The organism is Acetivibrio clariflavus DSM 19732 (assembly GCF_000237085.1).
Taxonomy (GTDB): Bacteria; Bacillota; Clostridia; order Acetivibrionales; family Acetivibrionaceae; genus Acetivibrio; species Acetivibrio clariflavus.
The window spans coordinates 4,181,910-4,204,804 of the sequence record NC_016627.1 but is presented as its reverse complement, the minus strand read 5'-3'; the positions used below and the strand labels follow the sequence as shown (position 1 = coordinate 4,204,804).

30 protein-coding genes, 1 pseudogene and 1 riboswitch are annotated in these 22,895 nt (G+C 36.9%); of the genes and pseudogenes, 26 read left to right on the top strand and 5 right to left on the bottom strand.

Annotated elements, in window-relative coordinates:
• Nucleotides 1–25 precede the first annotated feature (25 nt).
• The 22 genes and pseudogenes from CLOCL_RS17515 to CLOCL_RS17415 all read left to right on the top strand — a co-directional run bounded on the left by CLOCL_RS17515 (nucleotide 26) and on the right by CLOCL_RS17415 (nucleotide 15,682).
• Nucleotides 26–1,030 carry a FecCD family ABC transporter permease gene (locus CLOCL_RS17515; protein WP_014256573.1) on the top strand — a complete coding sequence of 335 codons (1,005 nt, stop codon included), beginning with the start codon at nucleotides 26–28 and terminating at the stop codon, nucleotides 1,028–1,030.
• A complete protein-coding gene (locus CLOCL_RS23590) occupies nucleotides 1,027–1,209 on the top strand; it encodes an ATP-binding cassette domain-containing protein (RefSeq protein ID WP_052306617.1) in 183 nt (60 codons plus the stop codon). Before CLOCL_RS17515 ends, CLOCL_RS23590 begins: the two co-directional genes overlap by 4 nt.
• Nucleotides 1,184–1,780 (top strand): ATP-binding cassette domain-containing protein, encoded by a 597-nt coding sequence (locus CLOCL_RS21315; RefSeq protein ID WP_081467072.1) that lies wholly within the window; start codon nucleotides 1,184–1,186, stop codon nucleotides 1,778–1,780. The genes CLOCL_RS23590 and CLOCL_RS21315 overlap by 26 nt, the downstream gene beginning before the upstream one ends.
• A gap of 44 nt (nucleotides 1,781–1,824) precedes the next feature.
• Nucleotides 1,825–2,694 (top strand): amidohydrolase family protein, encoded by an 870-nt coding sequence (locus CLOCL_RS17505; RefSeq protein WP_014256572.1) that lies wholly within the window; start codon nucleotides 1,825–1,827, stop codon nucleotides 2,692–2,694.
• A 62-nt stretch (nucleotides 2,695–2,756) separates the two neighbouring features.
• Nucleotides 2,757–3,176: a DUF3842 family protein gene (locus tag CLOCL_RS17500; RefSeq protein ID WP_014256571.1), complete on the top strand. Its 420-nt coding sequence runs from the start codon at nucleotides 2,757–2,759 to the stop codon at nucleotides 3,174–3,176.
• 1 nt (nucleotide 3,177) lies between these two features.
• A complete protein-coding gene (locus CLOCL_RS17495) occupies nucleotides 3,178–3,366 on the top strand; it encodes a CooT family nickel-binding protein (protein ID WP_014256570.1) in 189 nt (62 codons plus the stop codon).
• Between the two features lie 374 nt (nucleotides 3,367–3,740).
• A riboswitch (cyclic di-GMP riboswitch) is annotated at nucleotides 3,741–3,827 on the top strand.
• A gap of 160 nt (nucleotides 3,828–3,987) precedes the next feature.
• Complete coding sequence (locus CLOCL_RS17490) at nucleotides 3,988–4,728, top strand: LytR/AlgR family response regulator transcription factor (protein ID WP_014256569.1); 741 nt, start codon at nucleotides 3,988–3,990, stop codon at nucleotides 4,726–4,728.
• Between the two features lie 12 nt (nucleotides 4,729–4,740).
• Nucleotides 4,741–6,099 carry a sensor histidine kinase gene (locus tag CLOCL_RS17485; protein ID WP_014256568.1) on the top strand — a complete coding sequence of 453 codons (1,359 nt, stop codon included), beginning with the start codon at nucleotides 4,741–4,743 and terminating at the stop codon, nucleotides 6,097–6,099.
• Between the two features lie 417 nt (nucleotides 6,100–6,516).
• The gene (locus tag CLOCL_RS17480; RefSeq protein ID WP_014256567.1) at nucleotides 6,517–6,795 is read left to right on the top strand and encodes a DUF5320 domain-containing protein; all 279 of its coding nucleotides are present in this window, start codon (nucleotides 6,517–6,519) and stop codon (nucleotides 6,793–6,795) included.
• 65 nt (nucleotides 6,796–6,860) lie between these two features.
• Nucleotides 6,861–7,235 (top strand): DUF134 domain-containing protein, encoded by a 375-nt coding sequence (locus CLOCL_RS17475; protein ID WP_014256566.1) that lies wholly within the window; start codon nucleotides 6,861–6,863, stop codon nucleotides 7,233–7,235.
• 2 nt (nucleotides 7,236–7,237) lie between these two features.
• A complete protein-coding gene (locus CLOCL_RS17470; RefSeq protein WP_014256565.1) occupies nucleotides 7,238–7,615 on the top strand; it encodes an iron-sulfur cluster scaffold-like protein in 378 nt (125 codons plus the stop codon).
• Nucleotides 7,603–8,148, top strand: a complete 546-nt coding sequence (locus tag CLOCL_RS17465) for an ECF transporter S component (RefSeq protein WP_014256564.1) — start codon at nucleotides 7,603–7,605, stop codon at nucleotides 8,146–8,148. Before CLOCL_RS17470 ends, CLOCL_RS17465 begins: the two co-directional genes overlap by 13 nt.
• A gap of 1 nt (nucleotide 8,149) precedes the next feature.
• Nucleotides 8,150–9,319, top strand: coding sequence for a uridine kinase family protein (locus CLOCL_RS17460; protein WP_014256563.1), 1,170 nt, complete (start codon nucleotides 8,150–8,152; stop codon nucleotides 9,317–9,319).
• The gene (locus tag CLOCL_RS17455) at nucleotides 9,294–9,662 is read left to right on the top strand and encodes a NifB/NifX family molybdenum-iron cluster-binding protein (RefSeq protein ID WP_014256562.1); all 369 of its coding nucleotides are present in this window, start codon (nucleotides 9,294–9,296) and stop codon (nucleotides 9,660–9,662) included. The genes CLOCL_RS17460 and CLOCL_RS17455 overlap by 26 nt, the downstream gene beginning before the upstream one ends.
• A gap of 1 nt (nucleotide 9,663) precedes the next feature.
• Complete coding sequence (locus CLOCL_RS17450; protein ID WP_014256561.1) at nucleotides 9,664–10,524, top strand: nucleotide-binding protein; 861 nt, start codon at nucleotides 9,664–9,666, stop codon at nucleotides 10,522–10,524.
• Complete coding sequence (locus tag CLOCL_RS17445) at nucleotides 10,502–11,386, top strand: ATP-binding protein (protein ID WP_014256560.1); 885 nt, start codon at nucleotides 10,502–10,504, stop codon at nucleotides 11,384–11,386. The genes CLOCL_RS17450 and CLOCL_RS17445 overlap by 23 nt, the downstream gene beginning before the upstream one ends.
• Nucleotides 11,383–12,207, top strand: coding sequence for an MBL fold metallo-hydrolase (locus tag CLOCL_RS17440; RefSeq protein ID WP_014256559.1), 825 nt, complete (start codon nucleotides 11,383–11,385; stop codon nucleotides 12,205–12,207). The genes CLOCL_RS17445 and CLOCL_RS17440 overlap by 4 nt, the downstream gene beginning before the upstream one ends.
• Before the next feature lie 18 nt (nucleotides 12,208–12,225).
• On the top strand, nucleotides 12,226–13,074 hold the full coding sequence (locus tag CLOCL_RS17435; RefSeq protein WP_014256558.1) for an Mrp/NBP35 family ATP-binding protein: 849 nt from the start codon (nucleotides 12,226–12,228) through the stop codon (nucleotides 13,072–13,074).
• A pseudogene (locus CLOCL_RS23385) lies at nucleotides 13,071–13,520 on the top strand (C-GCAxxG-C-C family protein); the annotation flags it as partial. The gene CLOCL_RS17435 and the pseudogene CLOCL_RS23385, both read left to right, overlap by 4 nt.
• A 15-nt stretch (nucleotides 13,521–13,535) precedes the next feature.
• Complete coding sequence (locus CLOCL_RS23380) at nucleotides 13,536–13,895, top strand: NifB/NifX family molybdenum-iron cluster-binding protein (protein ID WP_027622891.1); 360 nt, start codon at nucleotides 13,536–13,538, stop codon at nucleotides 13,893–13,895.
• Nucleotides 13,896–13,980: 85 nt separating this feature from the next.
• The gene (locus CLOCL_RS17420) at nucleotides 13,981–14,946 is read left to right on the top strand and encodes a daunorubicin resistance protein DrrA family ABC transporter ATP-binding protein (protein WP_014256556.1); all 966 of its coding nucleotides are present in this window, start codon (nucleotides 13,981–13,983) and stop codon (nucleotides 14,944–14,946) included.
• A 1-nt stretch (nucleotide 14,947) separates the two neighbouring features.
• Nucleotides 14,948–15,682: an ABC transporter permease gene (locus CLOCL_RS17415; RefSeq protein WP_014256555.1), complete on the top strand. Its 735-nt coding sequence runs from the start codon at nucleotides 14,948–14,950 to the stop codon at nucleotides 15,680–15,682.
• Between the two features lie 451 nt (nucleotides 15,683–16,133).
• On the opposite strand, the gene CLOCL_RS17410 is transcribed toward CLOCL_RS17415, so the two are convergent.
• From CLOCL_RS17410 to CLOCL_RS17400, 3 genes are all read right to left on the bottom strand, one after another.
• Entirely contained in the window at nucleotides 16,134–16,520 is a 387-nt protein-coding gene (locus CLOCL_RS17410; RefSeq protein ID WP_014256554.1) for a hypothetical protein, read from the bottom strand.
• A gap of 159 nt (nucleotides 16,521–16,679) precedes the next feature.
• Nucleotides 16,680–17,243, bottom strand: coding sequence for a chromate transporter (locus CLOCL_RS17405; RefSeq protein ID WP_014256553.1), 564 nt, complete (start codon nucleotides 17,241–17,243; stop codon nucleotides 16,680–16,682).
• Complete coding sequence (locus CLOCL_RS17400; protein WP_014256552.1) at nucleotides 17,240–17,821, bottom strand: chromate transporter; 582 nt, start codon at nucleotides 17,819–17,821, stop codon at nucleotides 17,240–17,242. The genes CLOCL_RS17405 and CLOCL_RS17400 overlap by 4 nt, the downstream gene beginning before the upstream one ends.
• A 103-nt stretch (nucleotides 17,822–17,924) precedes the next feature.
• Between CLOCL_RS17400 and CLOCL_RS17395 the strand changes: the two genes are divergently transcribed.
• Nucleotides 17,925–18,602 (top strand): LysR family transcriptional regulator, encoded by a 678-nt coding sequence (locus CLOCL_RS17395; RefSeq protein ID WP_338029027.1) that lies wholly within the window; start codon nucleotides 17,925–17,927, stop codon nucleotides 18,600–18,602.
• 5 nt (nucleotides 18,603–18,607) lie between these two features.
• A complete protein-coding gene (locus tag CLOCL_RS23735; protein ID WP_338029026.1) occupies nucleotides 18,608–18,790 on the top strand; it encodes a LysR substrate-binding domain-containing protein in 183 nt (60 codons plus the stop codon).
• Nucleotides 18,791–19,240: 450 nt separating this feature from the next.
• On the opposite strand, the gene CLOCL_RS17390 is transcribed toward CLOCL_RS23735, so the two are convergent.
• Nucleotides 19,241–20,512 (bottom strand): IS110 family RNA-guided transposase, encoded by a 1,272-nt coding sequence (locus tag CLOCL_RS17390; protein ID WP_014256551.1) that lies wholly within the window; start codon nucleotides 20,510–20,512, stop codon nucleotides 19,241–19,243.
• Between the two features lie 151 nt (nucleotides 20,513–20,663).
• Nucleotides 20,664–21,470 carry a prolipoprotein diacylglyceryl transferase gene (gene lgt, locus CLOCL_RS17385; protein WP_014256550.1) on the bottom strand — a complete coding sequence of 269 codons (807 nt, stop codon included), beginning with the start codon at nucleotides 21,468–21,470 and terminating at the stop codon, nucleotides 20,664–20,666.
• A 582-nt stretch (nucleotides 21,471–22,052) separates the two neighbouring features.
• Between lgt and CLOCL_RS17380 the strand changes: the two genes are divergently transcribed.
• Together CLOCL_RS17380 and CLOCL_RS23585 are read left to right on the top strand one after the other, a co-directional pair.
• A complete protein-coding gene (locus CLOCL_RS17380; RefSeq protein WP_014256549.1) occupies nucleotides 22,053–22,685 on the top strand; it encodes an accessory gene regulator ArgB-like protein in 633 nt (210 codons plus the stop codon).
• Between the two features lies 1 nt (nucleotide 22,686).
• Nucleotides 22,687–22,821: a cyclic lactone autoinducer peptide gene (locus CLOCL_RS23585; RefSeq protein WP_014256548.1), complete on the top strand. Its 135-nt coding sequence runs from the start codon at nucleotides 22,687–22,689 to the stop codon at nucleotides 22,819–22,821.
• Nucleotides 22,822–22,895: the final 74 nt, after the last annotated feature.

Below are 22,895 nucleotides of genomic sequence, written 5' to 3'. Positions count from 1 at the left end.
AGAGCAAGGGATTAAGGAAATATTTATGAAAAAAGACATAGAGAAATTAATATATTTCTTACCAATACCGGTTTTTTTAATTACTTTGTGCATTGGTTCCTATCACATACCAATTGCCAAGGTGATAGATTTAATGCTTTATAAAATAAGCGGATATACATTCTTTCATAGTGTAATTGACACAAACAGCCTGAATGTATTATTAGAGATAAGGTTACCAAGGGTTATTCTTTCAATGCTTGTTGGAGCAAGTCTTTCGGTTTCGGGGACCTCCTTCCAGGCTGTATTGAAGAATCCCATTGTTGAGCCATATACCCTTGGCTTATCATCAGGGGCAGCTTTTGGAGCTGCCCTTGCGTTGTCATTTCTTAATATTCCGGTACAGATCAGTGCATTCATTTTCGCCATTATGGGTGTTGCCATCTGCTATATGGCTGCTATGAAAGACGGGGATACATCTGTGGTATCATTGGTTTTATCGGGAGTTGTAATATCAGCTTTATTTACTGCATTATTATCAATACTGCAAATAATGATTGATCCGTTAAAACTTCAGGGATTAGTATACTGGATAATGGGAAGCCTTCATACATCAAGCTGGGAGAAAGTTGCCTCAGTACTTCCATATATGGTTATTGGATTCTTGTTAACATATGTTTTCAGATGGAAACTGAATATACTGGCATTGGGTGGCAGGGATTCGGTGATATTGGGGGTAAACCCTAAAAAATATAAGATGCTTTACATACTTGCTGCTACATTGCTGGCGGCTGCAGCGGTATCAGTTTCCGGAATTATCAGTTTGGTTGGTTTAATGATACCACGTGTGTTAAGAATTCTTTTTGGACCTGATAACCGTAAATTAATACCATTGTCTTTTTGTCTGGGAGCATCTTATTTGGCAATTGTAGATTGCTTTTCAAGGAATCTTTTCTCATTTGAAATTCCTATAGGGATATTTACAACTATACTTGGTGCGCCATATTTTATTGTCCTTATTAGAAGGAGCAAGGCAGGTGTGTGGCAATGATAAGATTTGAAGGAGTGACAATAGCATATCAAAAGCAAACAGTACTTGAAAATGTTAATCTTGAAATTGAGAAAGGTATAATTACAACCTTTTTGGGGCCCAACGGCAGCGGCAAAACCTCACTGATATCCTCCATCAATGGAACTATAAAACCTGTGTGCGGTAAAATATATCGATGACAAGGATATTTCAAAACTAAAGACCAAAAAACTTGCCGGAATAGTTGCAACAGTTCCACAATTATATAATACCAACTTTAATTTCACTGTTTTAGAGATGATTTTATTAGGTAGGTCTCCGCATATTGGCTATGTTCCGGGGAAAGATGATATAGATAAAGCGGATGAGGCAATCGAGAAGATAGGTATTGAGTATTTAAGGGATAAAGAATTCAACAGGTTAAGTGGCGGGGAGAGGCAGCTGGTGATGATTGCACGAGCCATTGCTCAGGATACCGAAGTAATACTGCTTGATGAACCTACCTCTTACCTTGATTTAAAAAATCAGCTTAAAGTATTGAATGTTGTAAAGCAAATTAACTCATCGCAAAAAGTTACATGTATAATGACCTTGCATGATCCCAACCATGCGCTCATGTATTCCGACAAGATTGTTATGTTCAAAAACGGAACTTTAGAAACCGGTACAATTGAAGATATGATTAATGCCAGGAATATATATGAGGTATATGGAGTAAAAGCCGATATAGTAAAAGTGAATAATAAAAAATTTGTGATACCCGATTATTAACTGGATGATATAGCATAAAAAGAATAGCAGAGGTGGAAAAAATAATGAGAGTTTTCGAATCCCATATCCACTTTCCCATTGATATGTATGAAGCTGAATTTACCGAAAAGATAAATGATGTGACTTTGCGGTTAACAGATAATTTAGTAGAAAACATGATCAAATCAAATGTGGTTAAAGCTGCATTGTTGGGGGGACGAGGAAAAGTAAATGAAATGGTGAAAGAGGCAATCCATAGATATCCGGAAATTTTTGTTGGATTAGCTTATATTGATATAGACAAAGATGGCCCAGCGATTTTGAACTACTATAAGGAATCAGGATTTAAGGGAGTTAAAATTATTTGTCCTAATTATAATTATGATGAAGAAAGGTATTATCCATTTTATCAGTTGGCTCAAGAATTAGGGCTTGTGGCTTTGTTTCATACAGGGGTCATTGGAAATGCTGTAGATTACCTTGTAGAGTCTCCTTTTGATAAAAAACTTATTGAAATTTCAAGGGATTTTGAGACAAAAATAAAACGATTTAATACATCTTCGCGTTTCATGCTGCCAATTTATTTGGATAATATTGCATTGAAATTCCCGGAATTGAAGATTATAGGTGCTCATCTAGGTTATGGCATGTATGAGTTATCCTGTGCAATAGCCCGTTTTAGAAGAAATGTGTTTTTTGATCTTTCGGGCGGAGATGTTGTGAGGAGGCACATCACGGAGAAAAGACTGATTGGAAAAGAGATTTCTTCTTATAAAATTCTGTATGCCTCCGACGGTTTACCTGATAAATTATATGATGATATAAGTATATGGGAAGAAGAACTTTATAAAATGGGGCTTAGTGAAAAAGAAATAGATAATATTATGTACTTGAATGCAGCCAGAATTTATGGAGTTGAAGAGCCGGAAGGATGATGTTATCCTATAGGTAACAATCTGCTGCCTTAAAAAGGTAGTGTTTTGATAGGGGGATGCAAGTGAGAATAGCTGTAATAGATGGTCAAGGCGGAGGTATCGGAAAATCAATTGTTGAGAAATTAAGGAAGGAATTGATGGAAGATATTGAAATTGTTGCTCTGGGAACAAACTCGCTTGCCACATCTTTTATGATGAAGGCTGGTGCAAATGAGGGAGCTACAGGAGAAAATGCAATTGTTTATAATTCTAGTAAGGTCCATATAATAATCGGGGCTATAGGAATTATTGCGGCAAATTCAATGTTAGGGGAATTGACTCCAACAATGGCTAAAGCAATTGCTGAAAGTCCAGCTAAAAAAGTGCTTCTTCCATTAAATCGATGCAATATCGAAGTTGTAGGTGTTGATAAGAGTGAGCCTTTGCCGCATCTTATTGATAAGGTGGTTCAAAGTATTAAAGAAAGCATGAAGAGGTGCTAATATGTGTGAAGCAAATGTTTATTTAATTGATGAGAAAGGTGAAGAAAAGCTGTTTCTTGAATCTGTTGACAAGATACTCCCAGAAGAAGAGAACTTGATATTGGAAAATATATTTGGACAAAGGAAGATAGTAAAAGCAAGGATTAAGGAAATGGAACTGGTAAATCATAGAATTGTTTTGCAAAGATGATTTACATGAGGCCATTTACGATAAAAAGACAAAATGCATGTGTATGTAAAATAATTCTTTGCTACAGTAAGAAGGGCAGAGTAAATACAAGAAATCTATGGGTTTGAAGTATCAGCCTAGATGGTAAGCAATATCACTGATAAAATGTTACCTGATATAGGAGAGTAGCATAAGGCCAATGGATGAGATTTATCCGATAGTATTTATTACACTATTCATTCTCAATTGAATTTTACAAAAAAAGTGAAATTCTAATTACTGGCAGTGAAATTTGAAGGGCAATAATATTAACCAATAAAAATAAAGTGAGCAAGCTTTGACAAATTTCAACATGACCTTTGTTATATAATAAATAGTATAATCAACATAAATAAAACTGATAAAGGCAAACTTGTTGAAAGACAAGGACGCAAAGCCACGGGTCTAAAGCGGTATACCGCTATGATGGCCGGGTTGCCGGAACTAAGCTGCTTTAGGCTCATTGGTGTTTTTATAGCATCAGTGAGCCTTTATGTATACAACCTGAATTATTTATAGCAATGATTTCGAGCCATTATGACTATGATTTGCCGGAAAAGTGTTTACAAGTTTGCCAATAAATCCTGAAAGGAAGTGGTGAGTTTGTTACCGGCTAAAGTTGTAATGGCTGATGATGAACATGGAGTAATGCTGATACTCTGCTCAATTCTTAGTAAGCTTGAAGGGGCTTTGGTTATAGGAACAGCAGATAATGCTAAAGATGCAATAGCACTTGTAAGAGAGCATAACCCGGATTTAGCTATCCTGGATATTGAGATGCCTGATATGAAAGGGATAGAGTTAGCTGAAAAGCTGAGAGATATAAAACCGGATATAGCAATAGTCTTTATAACCGCACATCATGAATACTCTCTTGATGCATTCAAACTGTATGCATCCGATTATATATTAAAGCCAATTGATGAGGATAGAGTAAAATCTACTTTCCGACGCATATATAAGATGCTGGAAATATCAAAAAAGAGTAATACTTCCCAAAATACGGAGACCTGCAGAATTTCAATAAATCTGGGCAATGAACGAGTCTTTATAAAGCTGGATGAGATATTTTATATAGAAAAATCCGGACGTCACACCCTTATTTCATGCTCCAACGGGAAATTTAAAACCCGACAAACCCTGCAGGAGTTGGAGAAGTACTTGGGAAAGATGTTCTTTCGTTCCCATAAATCTTTCATTATAAACACCGATCGGATTGAAAAGATAGTCTCTTTTCCCAATTCATCGTATTATGAGGTAAAATTCAATAATTGTGAAGACAAGGCTTTACTTAGCCGTGACCGTATATCTGAGCTTATGAAGTATTCTGACTATAATGTTTAAGGGGGTATTGCGATGGATGTTATGCCGTTAATTCCCTTTTTAGGTGTGTCTGTTCCTGAAAGCCTGGTTTTGTATTATATGGTACTGGTATTAACGAAGAAAAAGGAGTCACCGTTTGTAGTAATAATCCTTTCCCTGCTGACTTCGATATTCTCATTCAGTATTCGGACAATGCCGGTACGATTTGGTATCCATACCATATCACAAGTAGCACTCATGACTATATTTTTGAACCTCTTTTTTCGATTGCCCTGGCATACTTCAGCAGTTGTAATGGTGCTTTCAAGTGTGTTTTTGGGATTGGCGGAGGGAATCTCAGTTCCTCTTCTGGCTTGGATTTTTAAATTAAAACTTGAACAAATCATCTCTGATCCTTTGCTAAGAATACTTTTTACTTTGCCACACTTAGTTTTACTTTCAGTATTAGCGTATATCATTGGCAAACGAGGATGGCGCTTACCGTTAATATCAGAAAAATTGGGAATAAAAAATGAGTCTGACAAAAGAACAACAAAGCAATCCATTAGGCAAAATTGTCTTTTGACATTATGCCTGGTACAAGCTTTAATGCTTGTTTTATTAAATCTTAGTTTTCATGCTTACAACACAGGTGTTTATCCCAGTTTTACACTTAAAACCCTAATAGAAGTTGGCAGCATTGTTTTATTGGTCTCTGTTTTAGCAACAATTTTTGTATCCGGATATCTGTTAAAAGTCATAGAACACGATGCAAAACTGGAAACAGAAATTCATTATGCCAGAGAGAGACACAATTTACATTTGCGTTTGCAGGTTGAGCGTCATGACTTTTACAACCATCTTACTGCTATTTATAGATACATAAAGGCTTGTCATTTCGACCAGGCAGAAACTTATATCGAAAATTTGTATCATACTGTCAGCCGCATAGGAAGCCTCCTGAAAATTGAACCTCCGGAATTAGCGGCTATTATAAGTACAAAATATGAGGAAGCAAAAATTAACGGAATCAAGTTCTATTGGCATGTAAAAATACAAGACGGTTCACTTCCACTTTCGCCGGAGGATCTTACTCAATTAACCGGTAACCTTCTAGATAATGCTTTAGATGCAGTAAAAATGAATGGTTCCCCACGAATAGACTTAGTTCTAATGTGCAATAGGCTAGGTTTGGAATTAAAGGTATCCAATAACGGCAGTCCCATCCCTCAAAATGTAAGGCAAAATATTTTTACTGCCGGATATACGACTAAAAGCATTAAACAGCATAGTGGTCTTGGCCTATATATAATTAAGCAGATTATAGATCGTTATGACGGTCAATTAGAGTTAAGAGAACCTGATGATTATTCTGGAGTTGAGTTCGTGATTTATATCCCGTGGAACAAGTAATTATAATAAGTATTATGTGCTAATTGTATGAATGAATAGTAAAACCAAAATGGACAGATTACAGGGAACTGAAAATATATGTAATTAAATAAAAAGAACATCAATCTTGAAGGATTTAAAAGATGTTCTTTTCAATATTACCATGAATACCAGATGCTAAATTATTGGCTTGTTGTACAGATAACTAAGGAAAAGATATTATGTTAAGAATAAATTTGTTTTCCATTTTACAACATTACTTCCCTTAGAGCAGACATGGTTAATTGGTTATGGCTGTCGGTTGAAGGCAACCACTCTTTAAATGGGGGATTGGCCCTTTTTTAATAAAATCGAAAATAGTTATTGACATATGCCGAAAACAGGGTATAATATAAGCTATAAACGACATATGTCATAAACTATCTGGAGGTGAACAGAATGCCTGGAAGAGATGGAACTGGCCCAATAGGTGCTGGAACAATGACCGGAAGAGGTTTAGGATTTTGCGCAGGTGCCAATGCAGCAAGATATGGCACCGGCCGCGGTCTCGGATTAGGTCTGGGACTTGCTTGCAGACGTGGTTTTGGAAGGTGGTTTAGCAGGGGTTTTGCAATTGATGAGGCAATTCCAAAAACACAAAAAGAATTGCTTCAGAAACAAAAGGCAATATTAGAAAAGCGTCTGGAAGCTATTGACAAGCAATTAGAGGACCTATAACGGTCATCAGAGGTAACCGGAGGACGCTCCGGTTATATCTGTTTTGGAAATGAGGTGATAAGATTATGCCAAGACCAATGAAATGGAGAAGAGTATGTTGCTTACCGGAAAGAAACAGGTTTGGGCCTCTTGATACAAGTTTGGATGAAAAAAATTATATAAAAATGACGGTTGACGAGTATGAAACGATAAGACTTATTGACTTAGAAGGATTCACACAGGAGGAATGCGCAAAACAAATGAATGTCGCTCGAACTACCGTCCAAGGTATTTATGTCGAGGCAAGAAAGAAACTGGCCGAGTCGCTGGTGAACGGCAAGGTTCTTTTGATTGAAGGCGGGGAATACCGTCTTTGCGATGGATTAGGTAACGGATGCGGACGAGGCTGTCGCAGGCACCGGAATAGTTGGCGCTTTGCAGGTAGTGATAGAGGTGACTGATATTGTATTCTGAAAAAGTAATAGAACATTTTATGTGTCCTCAAAATGCTTATAGTATGCCGGATGCCGATGCAGAAGGAAGCTTTGGTGATCCTACATGCGGAGATTATCTTACGATTTATATTAAAGTAAAAGACAATCGGATAAGTAAAATAAGCTATCTTGTGTTTGGTTGCGCTGCGGCAATCGCAACATCCAGTATGACGACGGTATTAGCTAAGGGTAAAACCCTAGATGAAGCATTGGAAATTTCAGAAGAAGATATCATTCATGCATTAGACGGACTTCCCGATAACAAGGTTCATTGCTCAAATTTAGGCGTTAGCGCATTGCGTAATGCAATCTATAACTATTTAAATAGAATGGAGTGGAGTTATTGAATAAATTGTCAACTAAACGATTAGTATTATCAGGATTGTTTCTTGCACTTGGACTTTTATTTCCATTTCTAACAGCACAGATTCCAAGTTTAGGCAGTAGGTTATTACCAATGCATATTCCTGTTTTGCTTTGTGGTTTTATTTGCGGATGGCCATATGGCTTGATCATTGGCCTTGTTTTGCCTGTTTTCAGGAGCATGCTGTTTGGAATGCCGCCGATGTTTCCAACTGCTGTAGCTATGGCTTTCGAGCTGGCTGCATATGGTCTCATGACAGGTCTTCTGTACAAATTACTCCCTAAAAAGAATGTTTCCATATATGCGTCTTTGATTTTATCAATGGTTTGTGGAAGAATCGTCTGGGGAATTGTTAGCTTCTTCCTGTATGGACTGAACGAAACTGCATTTACATGGGAGATTTTTATGGCTGGTGCGTTCCTCAATGCAATTCCAGGCATAGTGATTCAAATTATTATTATCCCTGTTGCTGTTATTGCTCTGTCAAAAGCAAAGCATATAGAAAGTGTGAGCTAGAATGAATATAAAAGCCTTATTACTCAAGCAGTATGATTTGTATCCCAAGATGCAAATTCAGGACATTGTTAAGCTTATATATCAGAATGAATTTGCCGGCGGACACCTAATCGAAAATGAGGACGATATTTTACGCAAATTGCAGGAGGAGTTGTGTTCTTTAAAGCATTCCTGTATGGACAAAAGGATACCCTGTGATGCCTTTGAGGATATCGGCAATAATCTTTGCAGGCTGCATTTAGCAGCTTTGAAGTATTATGATATCAGCCTTAATACTGTAAATAAGCTCTTTATAAGTACAGCCAACTCGATCAAAGGAAGCATTCAGAGCTTTGAAGAAAAACTGGATGTGCTTAGACAATGCTGTAAGGAAGGACTGCTTCCTTATCCGTTGGAAGAGTTGGAAGCTTATTTGTGTTCCTATAAGAAAAAAGGCTATCCGCCAGTTAGTCACAGTGAGATATTCAGGGCTGCTTATTCACCTGCGTACCGTATTGTAAGGTCAGAATACCATGATTTTTTTGAGGTATTTTGCAGGATCGATTCCTTGATGAAATCAAAAGATAGGGTCACTGTTGCCATTGATGGAAACAGTGGTGCCGGGAAAAGTACACTGGCATCACTTATAGGCAATGTATATGAGTGCAACATATTTCACATGGATGATTTCTTCCTGACACCTGAACTAAAAACAGAAGAGCGCTTAAGGGAGGTCGGCGGAAATGTAGATTATGTCCGGTTCAAACACGAAGTGATTGACGGGATAAATAGTGGCCGTGAATTTCAATATCATAAATACGACTGCAAGCAAAGAATCCTTGTAGGGCCGATACCGGTAAGTCCTCAAAAACTAAATATTATAGAGGGTTCTTATAGCATGCATCCGACTTTAATAGAAAACTATGATTTAAAGATATTTTTAAGTATTGATGAAAAAAAACAAATTTCTCGAATTCTAAAAAGAAATGGAGCTGCCATGTTAAAAAGGTTTCTTTGCGAATGGATACCTATGGAAAATCGATATTTTAAAGAATTGAACATTAAAGGGCTAAGTGATCTGGTTTTTAGTTCGGTCGTAGTCCCGGATTCGGTTAGCGCATTGCGCAATGTAATTAATAATAATTTAAAAAGAATGGAGGATTCTTATGAAAATAGCAATTCCAGTAGATGAGAAAAGTTTGGAGTCGAATGTATGTGTATCCTTTGGACGGGCTCCCTATTATCTCATTTATGATACTGAAACCAAGGAAAGTGTATTTCTTGATAACAGTGCAGCAGCAAGTACAGGCGGAGCAGGAATTAAGGCAGCACAAACAATAGTGGATAATAAAGTGAACGCTTTACTTACTCCCCGATGTGGCGAAAATGCAGCTAATGTGCTCAAATCCGCTGATATTAAAATATATAAAACAGCGGGTATTTCCGCTAAAAAAAATATTGATGACTTCATCAGTGGAAAGCTATCCTTACTCGATGAAATTCATCCTGGTTTTCATGGCCATGGAGGGAACTAAAATGAGGATAGCTGTGCTAAGTGGCAAGGGCGGCACAGGAAAAACACTGGTGTCGGTTAATTTAGCTGCGGCTGCAAAAATATCAACGTATATTGACTGTGATGTTGAAGAACCAAATGGCCACCTTTTTTTTAAGCCCGAAAACATTCAGGAAGAAGAAGTACATGTACGAATTCCAAAGGTGGATGGCAAGCTATGCAATGGATGTCGAAAGTGTGTTGACTTTTGCAAGTTTAATGCCCTTGCCTATATAAAAGATAAACTGATTATATTTGAAGATATATGTCACTCTTGTGGAGGTTGTATCTTGCTTTGCCCTGAGAAAGCGTTAACAGAGAAAGAAAAGGTTATTGGCAAGATCCAAAAAGGAGCTTCGGACCAGGTAACTGTATATACAGGAATATTGAACACCGGTGAACCTTCGGGTATACCAATTATAAAAAAGTTGTTTAATGAGAACAAACCTGAAAGGAACAAGACGATATTTATCGACTGCCCTCCCGGAAGTGCCTGTATAGTCATGGAAAGCATTAAGGATGCAGACTACTGTATATTAGTAGCTGAGCCTACATTGTTCGGCGTTCATAACCTTAACATGGTATATGAACTGGTGAAGTTATTTAACAAGCCGTTCGGAGTTGTTCTTAACAAGTGCCTTGATGGTGAAAATCCATCGGAGCAATTCTGTATAGAAAAGAACATAAAAATTATAGGTCGAATTCCATTTGACAGTGCACTCGGTATACTAAATTCAAATGCAGAAATCGCTGTAAGGAAAAGTGAAAGATACCGGACGATTTTTTCTTCTTTGCTGGAGACTGTGAAAAAGGAGGTGCATCATGAAACAACTTCTAATTCTTAGCGGTAAAGGCGGTACTGGTAAAACTACAATAGCCAGTGCTTTTATCAAGCTTTCAAAGGCTAAGGCTTATGCAGACTGTGATGTAGATGCACCTAACCTGCACCTTATAACAAAACAAAGCTCTCAGCCAAGGAAAACAGATTATTATGGCTTACCGAAAGCAGAGATAGATACATATCTGTGCATAGAGTGCGGACAGTGCAGGCAAAACTGCCGATTTGATGCTATTTCAGCAGACGAGAAATACAAGGTAGATCCTTTTGCCTGTGAAGGCTGCGGAGTTTGTGAGCTTGTTTGTCCGGTTGGAGCTGTAGCTTTAAAACCGGCTGTAGCCGGAGAGTTGATGTTATATGCAGATAAGGAAGAAGTGTTTTCTACAGCTCAGTTAAAAATGGGCAGCGGCACCTCCGGAATGTTGGTTACCGAGGTAAAAAAACAAATGAAGTCAGCAACCGATGGTGTGGAGTTCGCAATTATTGATGGCTCTCCCGGTATAGGGTGTCCGGTTATAGCATCTTTGAGTGGTGTAGATATGGTGTTAATTGTGGCCGAACCCTCCATATCCGGCATTAGTGATATGAAGCGGATTATAAATACAGCGGCGAAATTTGGCGTAAAGACGGTGGTATGTATCAATAAATTTGACACAAATATACAAAACACAGAAAAGATAGAAAGATTCTGTATAGATCATGAGATTAACCTTGTGGGTAGAATACCCTTTGATTCGGACGCCGTAAAAGCGATTAATAACGGGCAGACAATTGTTGATATAGACTGTACCTCAGGTGCAGCAGTGAAAGCAGTTTATAACAAGACAATGGAACTGCTGTTTGAAAAAGGTGGTGGGCTGAGGTCATGATTATCAAAACATTAGTTGAGAATACAGCGCTATCGAAAGACTTCGGTAGCGAACACGGACTTAGCCTTTATATAGAAACGAATAGTCGCAAAATTCTTTTTGATGTTGGCGCTGGTGAGTTATTCCTTGAAAATGCAAAGAAGCTGAATGTAGATATTTCTGATGTGGATTATCTCATTATTTCACATGGGCATTATGACCATGGTGGCGGGTTAAAAGCATTTTTACGTGAAAACACAAAAGCCGAGGTATTTCTACACCGACTGGCATTTGAAAAATACTATGCTTTGCGTTCGAATGATGAACTGGAGTATATTGGCCTGGATGAAGAACTGAAACAAAACAGGCGAATTGTACTTACATCAGACTGCTTTTTTATCAATAAGGGGATTCAAGTGTTCTCAAATATAACTCAAAAGGAACCTCTTCCAATTTCAAATAACGGATTGCTGATGGAACATAACGGACAAATAGTACAGGACACGTTTGTGCATGAACAAAACCTCATTATAGAGGAGGATGGGAAGACGCTTTTGGTAACAGGGTGTGCCCATAATGGTATTGTAAATATTATTGAACACTTCCATGATTTAAAAGGACGCATGCCTAATTATGTGGTAGGTGGATTTCATCTTTCCAGCCGTTCATCGGGAAACAATGTGAACCCTGAGATGATAGATAAAATAAGCAAGTACTTGATAAATACAAATGCAAAATTTTGTACCTGCCATTGCACAGGTATAGAACCATATAACAGGCTTAAAGCTGCCATGGGCGATAGTATTGATTATCTCTCAGCAGGCAGTGAAATAACAATCTAAAATAAAGGAGTTAAGACTATGAGCGAAAATTGCAACCAAAGCTGCAGCAGTTGCTCGGAGGACTGCGCAGAAAGAAAAGAGAAGAAAAATGATTTCTCCGTGAAACCACATGAAATGAGCAGCATTAAAAAGGTTATTGGTGTTGTCAGCGGTAAAGGAGGGGTTGGAAAGTCACTGGTAACTTCCATGCTAGCTGTGACCATGAATAGAATGGGTTATCATACCGCTGTTCTGGACGCTGATGTAACCGGGCCTTCTATTCCTAAGGCATTTGGTATCAAGGAAAAAGCCACAGGAAGTGAATTTGGCTTATTCCCGGTTAAAAGTAAGACAGGTATTGATATAATGTCTGTTAATTTGCTTTTAGAGAATGATACCGATCCAGTTGTGTGGAGAGGACCCCTGATCGGAAATATGGTAAAGCAGTTCTGGTCAGATGTTATCTGGAGCGATGTGGATTTTATGTTCATCGATATGCCGCCAGGCACCGGCGATGTTCCTCTTACCGTATTTCAATCCATTGCTGTTGATGGGATCATTGTTGTAACCTCGCCTCAGGAGCTTGTATCCATGATTGTATCAAAAGCAGTCAGGATGGCTGAAATGATGAATATCCCTATCATAGGATTAGTAGAAAATATGTCCTTTTTTAAATGTCCTGATTGCGGCAAGGAACACAATATTTTCGGCGACAGCCATATTGACGAAATTGCCGAAAAGCATAATTTAAAAGTGCTTGCTAAGCTTCCGGTCAACCCCAAAATTTCTGCCGCCTGTGATAAGGGTATGATAGAACTTTTTGACGGCGATTGGCTTGAGCCGGTTGCAAAAGTATTGGAGAAAAGCATTGAGGAAGATAATAAATGAGTGCACATTCAGATTTGGCAAGAGAATTGTTTAAACAAGGCTACAATTGCTCTCAATCTGTTTTTGCTGCTTTTTGTGATGAAACGGGGCTGGACACGGAAACAGCATTAAAAATTGCATCTTCTTTCGGAGGAGGTATGGGTAGGTTGCGGGAAGTATGTGGTGCTGTGACAGGAATGTTTATGGTTGTCGGCATGAAATACGGTTACACAGATCCATCCAGCAAAAATGCGAAAGCAGAACATTATGAGCTAGTTCAAGATTTGGCAAAACAATTTGAAAATGAAAACGGATCAATCATATGCAGGGAACTGTTAGGTATTTCAATTAAGCATGATAAACCTATACCCGAGACCAGAAATGATAATTATTATAAAAAGCGGCCTTGCGCAGAACTTGTTGAGCAAGCTGCAAGGATACTTGATGGATATATTATAAGTAAAAGAATGGAGGAGAAAACCATGATGAAAATTGCAGTAGCGAGTGAGAATGATATGGTAACGGAGCACTTTGGACATTGCGCCAACTTTAATATTTTTGAAGTTAAAGACAATCAAATAGTTAAATTTGAGTCTATACCTAATCCAGGGCATAGGCCCGGCTTCCTTCCTAACTTCCTAAATGATATGGGAGTTAATGTAATTATATCAGGAGGCATGGGCAGTGGTGCCATTGATATCTTTAATGAAAAAGGCATAGAGGTAATTGTCGGGGCAAGCGGTAATGCCAAAGCAGCGGTAGAAGCGTACCTGCAAGGTACTCTAAAATCTACTGGTTCTGTTTGCCATGAACATCAGCATCATGATGAATGTGGAGAATAAAACCGGACTTTGAATTGTTATTTTTCTTACTCGAAATGTTCCGGCACAGTTTCTGTCGGAACATTTCATTATAGGAGGGTTGCCTGTGGGATTAGTTGATGTAAAAAATTTAAACAAATCTTATGGTGATATCAAAGCTGTTAATGATTTATCTTTCCAAATAGATCAGGGAGAGATTTTTGGATTTTTAGGTCCAAATGGTGCTGGAAAGACATCTACAATCAATATGATGATTGGTTTATCCAGGCCTACTAGCGGACATATTATGATTGATGGAATTGATGCGATAAAAGACATAAAAAAAGTGCAGAAAATTATTGGAATTATTCCTGATGAAAATAATTTATATGATGAAATGAATGGCTTCGATAATCTCTGCTTTTGTGCTTCGTTATATGGGATACGTAGAAAAGAACGTGAAAAAAGGGCAATGGAATTGCTGGAACTATTTGATTTAACTAAAGCAGCGAAACGCCCTTTGAAAACTTATTCAAAAGGAATGAAACGAAAACTTACAATAGCAGCCGGAATTATACATAATCCTAAAATATTATTTTTGGATGAACCAACAACAGGCATAGATGTTGAAAGTGCAAGGCAAATTAGAGAGCTTATACTGAACTTAAAAAAACAAGGCAAAACAATTTTTATTACCACCCATTATATCGAAGAGGCTGAACGAATCTGTGACAGGATTGCTTTTATTGTGAATGGTAAGATTGTAAAGGTTGGTACGGTAACTGAACTGATGGAAAACGTAGAACATGAGCATAAAATTAAGATGCAGCTTGACAGTAGCATAAAATACGTGAAAGAAGAACTGGAAAATAAATTTGTAAATTGCACAGTAGAGATTCCAGATGAAAATTCTTGTTTAATTATTTCTAAAGAACGAATAGCTTTATCCCCTATCCTTCAACTGCTGGATAACAAGGGAATTTCCGTTTACGAAGCAAAAGAAATAAAGCCGTCATTAGAAGATGTTTTTGTTAAACTAACAGGAATTGAAGCTTCAAAACTAAAAAAGGAAAAAGAGAAGGTGGGAAAATAGAATGGATACTTTAGTTGCGTTTTGGAATATCTTAAGAAAAGACATTGAAAATTACTATTTAAAACCACCAAACATAAGTTGGGGGATTATATTTCCGCTTTCTTGGGCTCTTATGCTTTTCATGCGTTCACAACAGGCTGTAGAGATCATAGAAATCCTTCCGGGTCTTATGGCAATGAGTGTTTTATTTGGTACAACATCAATGCTGGCGGTGACCATTACTTTTGAAAGAAAGGGACGCTCTTTTGATAGGCTGCTGCTTGCTCCTATAAGTTTGAAAGTAATGGTACTTGCAAAAATTATCGGATCTGTGTTGTTTGGAATGTTTAATGCATTTGTTCCGATAATTTTTGGTGCATTTCTCTCGGATTTATCAGGTGTTAACTGGGGATTTGTTTTTATTGGAGTATTATTCATTGCATTTAGCTCAACATTGGTAGGTCTTGTTATTGCGGTTTCTGCAAAGGAAATATTTGAAGCACAAACTTACTCAAACTTTTTTCGCTTTCCAATGATATTTTTATGTGGGCTTTTTTTTCCTGTTTCAACCTTGCCAATATTTTTGCGTCCACTTTCATATGCACTACCGTTGACTTATGGAGTAGATATTTTACATATTGCTTTGGTAAAAAGTGGGATGATGAGTGTTTGGTTAGATATCTTGATCCTTAGTGTTTTTTCTGTGCTACTGTTTTACATAAGCATGAGAAATATACAACGAAAATGGATATTATAATATTTTCCCTTTAACGGTTATTTATACTTATTATTGAGGCACTTCTCGGATTTATACTTTCCAAAAGCATCTGCCGTCTTACAAGAGACGGCAGATGCTTAAGGTACAGAGTAAATGACAATACTAAAGTGATAGTGGAAGTGTATCTGCAAGGTTCCCTAAAACCCACAGGTCCGTTTGTTGTGAACACTAGCATAGTGATGAAAGTGGAAAATTGTCTCTTTCACTTAGCTTTTCAAAGACATTGTAGACGAAATTCTGGTCTATAATAAGCTAAACGGTTATATAGTATTATGATGCAACCGTTCAATTAGTAAATGGTTAATTTTACGATATATAGGAATAGCTGATAAACATTATATGAAATTTTTACTTTCATATTTAGAAGATAAATAAATCAAGTAAATCGCAAATTATATGTAACTATAGCAGTAAAAAGGCAAAAAGATTTTCAAACAAAAATCATGTCATCTTCATGCATCATATATTCTATGAGTACATAGATTCCTGCCCATAACGTAACTTCGTATTGTCCGATATATTCAAGATATTTTGGTTTAAAAGTAAAAAATGGAGTTACTTTACCTAATTGAACACCATCCTGAGAAATTGTCACGCCATTATTCTTCTGCCTTTCAACAACCAAAAGGCCGTAAATAGTTTCGACATCCATTCTATCTACGAGAGGCGGACGTAAGGTTAACCTTTGTAGCATTGTCCGGTCTGGGTTAATTGCAAAATGTAAATTTGCAGTTGCTATAGCTTTCTCATCTTTATAAATTACATATTTTCTTGATTCCTCATAGTTCCAAGTTCCCTTTTTTGCTGGTAGATTCACGATATCTGTTGTGTAAATGAGATTTCCTTTTCCATCATAGATTTTTTTAGATGCACCAATAAATTTCTTCTTGCTTATTTTTGCTACAGCTGTACCACTTTTATCTATTAATTGCCAAAAAACAACCCTTTTCGTATTCGTAGTTTCATTTTGACCCTCCTATATCATCAAATAAATTGCTCCACCGACAATGCCTGATCCGAGCATGACATAAATAGGATTCGGTTTCCATTTCCGCAAAATAAATATAGCCATAGTAAATAATAAAACAGAAACCAAATTTATTGTTAGAGGATTTGTTGAAAACCCGTCTTCTCCCCAAACAGTCAACGTAAATATTGACAACCCTGCTGATGCAATCAGCGCTACAATGGTGGGCCTTAAACCAGACAAAACTCCTTGCACTAAGGTCAATTCTTTGAATTTAAAATAAATCCATGCCAGGAGTGAAACGATAATACAGGATGGAAAGATACATCCAACGGTAGCAATAATCGCCCCTGGTATACCTGCAATTCTAATTCCCACAAAAGTGGCTGAATTGATGGCGATAGGTCCGGGTGTCATTTCTGCAATGGTAATGAGATCGGTGAATTCCGTTAATGTCAGCCAGTGGTGTAAATTAACTACTTGATTTTGAATCAGCGGTATTGCAGCCATTCCACCTCCAATGCTAAACATACCGATTTGAAAAAAGCTCCAAAAAAGTTTTAAGAGTATCATTGAGAGTCACCGCCCTTTTGGAATTTTTTCATTTGAATCAGAATCTTTGCCGCTCCCATACACCCACACACTAAAACAATATACATAACGTTAATCTTAAAGAAAAATGTGGCAATAAATGCACCCACCATAATAATCATAGATACTATGTCCTTCTGCTTCAAGACATTACTTCCAAGATTCAAAACCACATCCGCAATTACAGCAGCAACGCCAGCTTGCATCCCTTTCAGAACCGCATTTACAACAATGTTATCGCGAAATGCAGTGTAAAAAATGGAGATAACAGAAAGAGTTATAAACGGCGGTAAAACTGTGCCTAAAATTGTTACCAGGGCACCCAATATTCCAGCAACACGATACCCCAGCAGTATCGCTGCGTTAACTGCAACTGCTCCTGGTGAGGATTGTGCAATTGCTGTTAAATTTAGCATTTCATCATCCTCAATCCATTGTAAATCATCTACAAATTTCTTTTTCATCAATGGTATAATGACATATCCTCCTCCAAAGGTAAAAGCGCTTAAATAAAAGGTAGAAATAAACAATTTTATATAAATGTTTTTTTTATTCTTCAAATCATTAGCCCCCTTTATTTTATTTTATAACTTGAAAAAGTATATATAAAATAGTATTATTTTATAAAGTTTATAAGATTTTTATTATAATAAGGTGATTCCAATGACATTAAGGCATCTGAAAATATTTGTCACTGTATGTGAAACCGGCAGTGCAACTGCAGCCGGAGAGAAGTTACATATTGCGCAACCTTCTATTAGTCTTGCGATATCAGAGCTTGAAGATTATTATGGGATAAAACTATTTGATCGCATTGCAAAAAGACTCCATATCACAGAAGTTGGAAAGAGCTTTCTTCAATATGCAGCACATATTGTGGGACTTTTTGAGGATATGGAAAAGGAAATCAAAAACTTTGATGTAACGGGAATTATCCGTATTGGAGCAAGCATTACCATCGGAAATTATTTATTACCGGGCTATATAACTCAGTTTAAGCAAATACATCCTCAGATGTATGTTAAGGTAATCATAGATAATTCAGAAAAAATCCAACAATATATTTTGTCCAATCAGATTGATATTGGGTTGATAGAAGGTGTTGTCCATAGCTCTTATATTATAGAGCATAAATTCCGCGATGATGAATTGGTAATGGTCTGTGGGAACGATCACCCCTTTGCTAATCAAAAAAATATTGAGATTTCAAAGCTTCAAGGTGAAAGTTTTATTTTAAGAGAAGCAGGAAGCGCTGGGCGCGAAATCTTTGATAGTACAATGACCTCCCATGGAATAGAATTTTACCAGCTTGGGAGAGTACAAGTACTCAAGCAATTGTAAGGGCGGTGCAGGCAAATTTAGGTATTTCCGTGCTGCCTTATTTACTGGTAAAGGACTCTCTTGATCGCAAAGATATCAGTCAGTTTCAGATAAACGGGATACGTTTTCAGAGAAGTTTTTCTGTCATTTACCATCAGAATAAATATCTAACAGAGAGTGCAAAAGACTTTATTGCACTATGCAAATAAAAGGATACCTCCTTATAATAACTTTTAATTTCTCGCATTTTCTCGTTTAATCTTAGAATTTCATATCAATTCAAAAAATTAGTTTGGACAAAAATTGAATGTTAGTATAATAGTGGATTATACTAGGTAGCCTTCGGCTTGACTGTGCTTTTTTCACTATCACGCCAATGGCTTCCACATGTCTCTAGCGACAAACCTCCTATTTCTCACTGGGTCATGCCCTAAATTCCTTCGTACTGTCTTGTCCAGAGGTGGAATGTCAGTCTTGCTCCTTAACTGGGTCGTGCCCTAATGAAAAATATTCAACCTGACTATCCCGGCTCTCAATTGTTAATACTCTTCTATAATCAAACGTTATACTTCTAAATCCCTTATTTTAACCTCTAATTCTGATATCTACAGTCATTGATTTCAGAATATTTAATTGCTATTAGAACTAATATTCATGTCCTAGGCTACTCTTTTTATATCTTTCATCATTTTTTCACCATTGTAATTACTTCCTGTTTTCAATATTGCATAAAATACTCTTATCAACTTGCCACATAATGCTACTATTGATTGCATTTTCTTTAGTGGTCTATTTTCCCTATTGATATAGTACAAGTGCAATTGCCTAAATTCAGCGTTTCTTGCTACCAATGGTAATACTGCTTGAAATATCGCATATCTACCGTCAGAGCGTCCCCTTCGAGTTATTGTTGTTTTTCCTTTATGCTTGCCAGAACTGTTTTCTCTTAGGTTTAGTCCCATTAATTTAACTATTTGTTCTGGTGCATCAAATCTGCCAATATCCCCAACAGCACCTAGAAAACCTGCTATTGCAACTATTCCTATACCTTTAATTCCTAAAAGTTTGTTTGCATTTGGTACTTTATTTACTTGCTCTTCTACTTTCTGCATTATAACTTGAAGTTTTCGTGCATAAATCTCATATTCATCCAGAAGAGTACTAATTTCAAGCACTGCTGATTCTAAACCATGCTTTAAACCAATTGATTCTTCTGCTGCTTTTATGAGCTTTCTGGCATGTTTATTACCAATTGCTCTCTTAATTGTTTGTTTCCAAATGGCTACTATTTTCTCTTCTCCCATTTCAATTACTGCCTGGGGAGTGGGAAAATACTTCAACGTAAGTAGCGCAGCCTTCCCATTCCATTTCTTAAAAACAGTATTAAACTCAGGAAAGTATATTGCCAGCCATCTCTTTACCCTATTTTGTATACTTATCAACTGTACAACATTTTGCCTGCGCAGTTCCATAAGATTTCTTATTTCTCGGTATACACCTTCTGGCATATACGGAATCAGATATCTTCCGTCTTTGACCAGCATTGCTATTGTTTTTGGATCCTTTCGGTCATGCTTACTTGGTGTGTTATCATCTAGCTCTTTAGAACGCTTTACGTGATATGGATTAACCATACCAAATTCTACGCGCATGTTCTGCAAATGACATCCAAAACCATACCAGTAATGACCCGTAGGTTCCATTCCAACAAATGCTTTTGTCTTGTTATTTTTCTTCATCAACTCTGTAGCCCAGTTGTCAAAAGCATTGAAGCCTTCTCTGTTGTTCTCAAACCTGAATGCTTTATTAGAAAATTCAAATCCTCTAAAATCGAAAGCTCTAGCGTAATGAATCTCGCTACCGATATCTACTCCTATCACCATCGTTTCAGATGTAATTTGCATTAACTTCTTATTTTGTGTACAATTCATATTAGTTACCCTCCGTATATTTGATTTGTGCCTTCACTTGCCGTGCTTCAGCACACTTCATATTGTACGGTAGGGTATCTATTTTTTCAAAGATCATTTTTCTTACTTACAGGAATGCTCCTTCAGTGCTAAAACTGGGAGCGGTATCTTTTTATTTAATCATATATTTACCTGTATACACTGATGATTCTTTTAAGAGCTTTTTCTGGAGCACAATCATAATAATTCCCGTAATAATCAGAACCAATGATACTGCTTGCGATATTCTAAGCCCCGGAAATAGATAAAGGCTATCTGTACGCAACCCCTCAATCCAAAAACGGCCTAAGCCATATCCGATAAAATAAGTTGCTAAAAGCTGACCACTAAACTTTGTTCTTTTGCGAAAATAAACCAGTATGGCAAAAACGCATAAGTTCCACATGCTTTCATAGAAAAATGTGGCTTGGTGCCATTCTCCCAACTGCTCTATAAATACAGCGTAGGGGAAGAATTGAAGATCCGGGTTTGTAACGATATTGCCGAAGGCCTCCTGGTTCACAAAATTACCCCATCGACCAATTGCCTGTCCAAGAATTAAGCTAGGCACAACCATATCAACAAACCGGAAAAAAGGGAAGTGGCTGCGTTTTGAAAAAATAATCGCAGCTATGATTCCACCGATAACTCCTCCATATATAGCAAGACCACCTTCCCAAATAGCAATCACCTTTGTAAAGTTGCCGCTATACTGTTTCCATTCAAATGCAACATAATAAATTCTTGCGCAGATGATTGCGATAGGGAGTGCTAAAAAGAGAAAATCAAAGATAATATCACTTTTTAGGTTCTGTCGTTTTGCTTCACGGCAGGCAATCAAAAGACCAAGTAGAATCCCGAACCCAATAATAACGCCGTACCATGCAATATTTAGTCCATTAATGCCAAATAGGTTTTCTATAAAATATTTATCTATCATAAATCCACCTTTCTAAAGTGTTTACAATGAATATAATTTTGAGTTAAATCAAGTTTTTTCTACTGCCACTACTACAGTGCATGAAGGTTATTTTATTGTATTATTTTATCACAGTGAGGTATTTACTTAAACCATAAAAATGTAGCATTAAATTATATTAACAAATATGAAAAGAATAAAACGAGAAAGACCTTTAGCAGGGATAAAATAGAAAAATCCTACAATGGAAACCACTATGAACAATATAACACGTTAAATGATGCATTGTAATGTTTTGAGTATATCTGTAATCAGTCATTATATTATAGGATTACTAAGCCAAATGAATTTTGAAAAATTACTATCGGGATTATACCGTAAGAATTTTTGCTGTAATAATAATGTCTTTATTAAATATTAAAAATATTTTCAACGTGAAATCTCATTAATATTCTCAGTTCCTATAAAAGGTATTTTACTTTTGGGAAATACAACCGATTCAAACAACAATTCATACGAGTTAAGACGTTATTTCAACAGGTTGCGCAATTACCCTAGGAAATATATGGAATAGGTGATACTATGGAGCCAGAGGTGACATAGATGAATGAAATTTCAATTCATAAAATTGGACAAGCATTAGGAACATATGTGGCAAAAAAAGTTTCCAGAGCAGATCAGACAGAAGTTCTGTCTTTCGGCGCAGAAATTTTGGTAGGCAGTATTATTAAATTGTGTATTCTTTTTTCCTTTGCTTTCATCATGGATATTACTGTTGAAATTGCGATATTGCTTATCGTAACTGGCATCATTCGCACCTTATCAGGTGGAGCACATTGTTCAGCATACTATAGGTGTTTAGCAACAAGTGTTTTCATATTTACAGTATTAGGATATTCCATCAAAGTAAATTACCCATTCATCCGGCAGTTGCATCCCGCTATTTTACTTGGCATTCTCGTATTAACATTTAGTTTATATTGGATCTATCCTCCACAGGCTCCCTCCAATAAACCTTTTAAGGACAAGAAAATAGAATTAGCCTTCCGCTGGTACACATTACTGGCAGTTGTGATTTTATCTATTACTGCAATTGCCTTGGGGTTTAATAGCTTGCCTGCCTGGATTATATCAATTGCACTACTTTGGCAAGCCTTAACATTAACACCTGTGGGACATAGATTTATTGGCTTATGTGATATTCTGCTTACTTTTAAAAGAAGGGAGGCGAATTAGAATGTTAAAATTTATTAGTAAATCTCTATTTCAAGGATTGGCAGCAGTGTTCGCTGTAGTAGCCATGACGAATATTGGAACAACGAGCATGTTTCTAATGTACCAACCGGAACCACCAAAGAGCTTGAAAAAGTAGAAAAACTTTTTGACTCAAAGGCAACCGGCTATGGTAGTAACATATAAAATATAACAGTACTAAATTGAAAAGAA

Excerpts from the sequence above, each read along its gene's own strand:
- CLOCL_RS17515 (WP_014256573.1), top strand. The coding sequence starts at position 26 with ATGAAAAAAGACATAGAGAAATTAATATATTTCTTACCAATACCGGTT.
- CLOCL_RS23590 (WP_052306617.1), top strand. The coding sequence starts at position 1,027 with ATGATAAGATTTGAAGGAGTGACAATAGCATATCAAAAGCAAACAGTA.
- CLOCL_RS17505 (WP_014256572.1), top strand. The coding sequence starts at position 1,825 with ATGAGAGTTTTCGAATCCCATATCCACTTTCCCATTGATATGTATGAA.
- CLOCL_RS17495 (WP_014256570.1), top strand. The coding sequence starts at position 3,178 with ATGTGTGAAGCAAATGTTTATTTAATTGATGAGAAAGGTGAAGAAAAG.
- CLOCL_RS17485 (WP_014256568.1), top strand. The coding sequence starts at position 4,741 with ATGGATGTTATGCCGTTAATTCCCTTTTTAGGTGTGTCTGTTCCTGAA.
- CLOCL_RS17480 (WP_014256567.1), top strand. The coding sequence starts at position 6,517 with ATGCCTGGAAGAGATGGAACTGGCCCAATAGGTGCTGGAACAATGACC.
- CLOCL_RS17475 (WP_014256566.1), top strand. The coding sequence starts at position 6,861 with ATGCCAAGACCAATGAAATGGAGAAGAGTATGTTGCTTACCGGAAAGA.
- CLOCL_RS17460 (WP_014256563.1), top strand. The coding sequence starts at position 8,150 with ATGAATATAAAAGCCTTATTACTCAAGCAGTATGATTTGTATCCCAAG.
- CLOCL_RS17455 (WP_014256562.1), top strand. The coding sequence starts at position 9,294 with ATGAAAATAGCAATTCCAGTAGATGAGAAAAGTTTGGAGTCGAATGTA.
- CLOCL_RS17450 (WP_014256561.1), top strand. The coding sequence starts at position 9,664 with ATGAGGATAGCTGTGCTAAGTGGCAAGGGCGGCACAGGAAAAACACTG.
- CLOCL_RS17445 (WP_014256560.1), top strand. The coding sequence starts at position 10,502 with ATGAAACAACTTCTAATTCTTAGCGGTAAAGGCGGTACTGGTAAAACT.
- CLOCL_RS17440 (WP_014256559.1), top strand. The coding sequence starts at position 11,383 with ATGATTATCAAAACATTAGTTGAGAATACAGCGCTATCGAAAGACTTC.
- CLOCL_RS17435 (WP_014256558.1), top strand. The coding sequence starts at position 12,226 with ATGAGCGAAAATTGCAACCAAAGCTGCAGCAGTTGCTCGGAGGACTGC.
- CLOCL_RS23380 (WP_027622891.1), top strand. The coding sequence starts at position 13,536 with ATGATGAAAATTGCAGTAGCGAGTGAGAATGATATGGTAACGGAGCAC.
- CLOCL_RS17415 (WP_014256555.1), top strand. The coding sequence starts at position 14,948 with ATGGATACTTTAGTTGCGTTTTGGAATATCTTAAGAAAAGACATTGAA.
- CLOCL_RS17405 (WP_014256553.1), bottom strand. The coding sequence starts at position 17,243 with ATGATACTCTTAAAACTTTTTTGGAGCTTTTTTCAAATCGGTATGTTT.
- CLOCL_RS17395 (WP_338029027.1), top strand. The coding sequence starts at position 17,925 with ATGACATTAAGGCATCTGAAAATATTTGTCACTGTATGTGAAACCGGC.
- CLOCL_RS17390 (WP_014256551.1), bottom strand. The coding sequence starts at position 20,512 with ATGAATTGTACACAAAATAAGAAGTTAATGCAAATTACATCTGAAACG.
- lgt (WP_014256550.1), bottom strand. The coding sequence starts at position 21,470 with ATGATAGATAAATATTTTATAGAAAACCTATTTGGCATTAATGGACTA.
- CLOCL_RS17380 (WP_014256549.1), top strand. The coding sequence starts at position 22,053 with ATGAATGAAATTTCAATTCATAAAATTGGACAAGCATTAGGAACATAT.
- CLOCL_RS23585 (WP_014256548.1), top strand. The coding sequence starts at position 22,687 with ATGTTAAAATTTATTAGTAAATCTCTATTTCAAGGATTGGCAGCAGTG.